Genomic DNA, 1,371 nt, shown 5'->3' on the forward strand with positions numbered 1-1,371 from the left:
CGCAACTGGCTTCGGCCGCCCGCCGTACGACCATACGAGCCAGCGCCCCGACCGGGAGTCACCGGGAGGTGGCGCTCAGCCCTCGGAGGAGGACCGGCGGCGCGCCGTACCGGCCAGCGCCGCGCCGGCGCCCAGGGCGACGACGGCGCCGCCCACCAGCCACGGGAGCTCGGAGCCGCCACCGGTGGAGGCGAGCACGGTGTGACCGGCGACTGAGAACGGAGCGCTGGCGGTGGCCGTGGGGGTGGGCGCGGGGGTGGGCGCGGCCGTGACCGTGGCGCCCGTGGACGGGACGGCCTGCGGGGTCGTCACCGCCACCGGCTTGACCTCGGAGCCGACGGTGGCCGGTGCGGTCGGGGTGACCGGGGTCGGCTGGACGGCCGGGCTGCCGCCGGTGCTCGGACTCGCGCTCGTGCTCGTGCTCGTGCTCGGGGACGGCGTGCTGGTGGCCGCGTCCTGGGCCGCCTTGTCCTTCGCACGGGCCTCGAACTGGCCGACCTCCAGGAAGCGCTTGATATCGTCCGCGCTGCCGTTGATCGCGGCCCGAGCCGCCGCCTGCACCGCAGGGCCGCCGGCGCTGTAGATCTGGGTGACCAGCACGCGGTTGTCCTGTTCGCGGGCCTTGAACTGGCCGACCTCCAGGAACTGCTTGACGTCCTCGGGGGTGCCGTGGAGCGCGGCGAGGGCTGCCTCCTTCACCCCGGGGCCGCCGGCGGCGTAGAGCTGGGTCGCCAGGACCCGGTTGTCCACCACCCGGGCGTCGTTCTGACCGACTTCCAGGAAGTGCCGGACATCCTGCGGCGTCCCGTTCAGCGCCTTCTGCGCGGCCTCTCGGACGCTGATGCCCGTGCTCTTGTCGGCGAGGATCCGCAGGACGGCGACCCGGTCGTCCTCGGCGGCCTGGTCCTGGGCGCTCTGGCCCGGCTTCGCGTCGGGGGTGGGCTCTGCGGTGGTCGCCGGGGTGGCGTCGGGCGCCGAGCTGCCGGGGGTCTGACCGAGATCGGCGGCATGCGCGGCCGACGGGAGGAGGACGGCCGGCGCGATCGCGACGGCGGCGAGGACCGCCGAAACACGGGCCAACTTCATCAGCTCAACCTGCTTCCTGGGTAATCCGAAAATAGCCCCCAAAGGATAGGTATGTCTTGATCTTATATTTACCAATACTTGACGCACTCCATCGGGGTCGAGTCGGGGGCGGCTGTCGACTTCGGCCGCCGATTCGGTGATTCGCTCCCGATGCCGTAGTGTCGTGTTTACCGACGCGGGGTGGAGCAGCTCGGTAGCTCGCTGGGCTCATAACCCAGAGGTCGCAGGTTCAAATCCTGTCCCCGCTACCACGGTTGAGGGCCGTGTCCGGTGCACAATGTGCAC

Annotated in this window: 1 protein-coding gene and 1 tRNA gene; one reads left to right on the forward strand and one right to left on the reverse strand. The window is 71.6% G+C overall.

The window, feature by feature from the left end; translation table 11 throughout:
• Positions 1–75: 75 nt before the first annotated feature.
• Entirely contained in the window at positions 76–1,086 is a 1,011-nt protein-coding gene (locus tag AC060L_RS37300) for an ALF repeat-containing protein (protein ID WP_483798923.1), read from the reverse strand.
• A 174-nt stretch (positions 1,087–1,260) separates the two neighbouring features.
• Between AC060L_RS37300 and AC060L_RS37305 the strand changes: the two genes are divergently transcribed.
• Positions 1,261–1,337 (forward strand) — tRNA-Met (locus tag AC060L_RS37305).
• The last annotated feature ends 34 nt before the right edge of the window (positions 1,338–1,371 follow it).

This window comes from Kitasatospora sp. NEAU-69 (assembly GCF_057158765.1).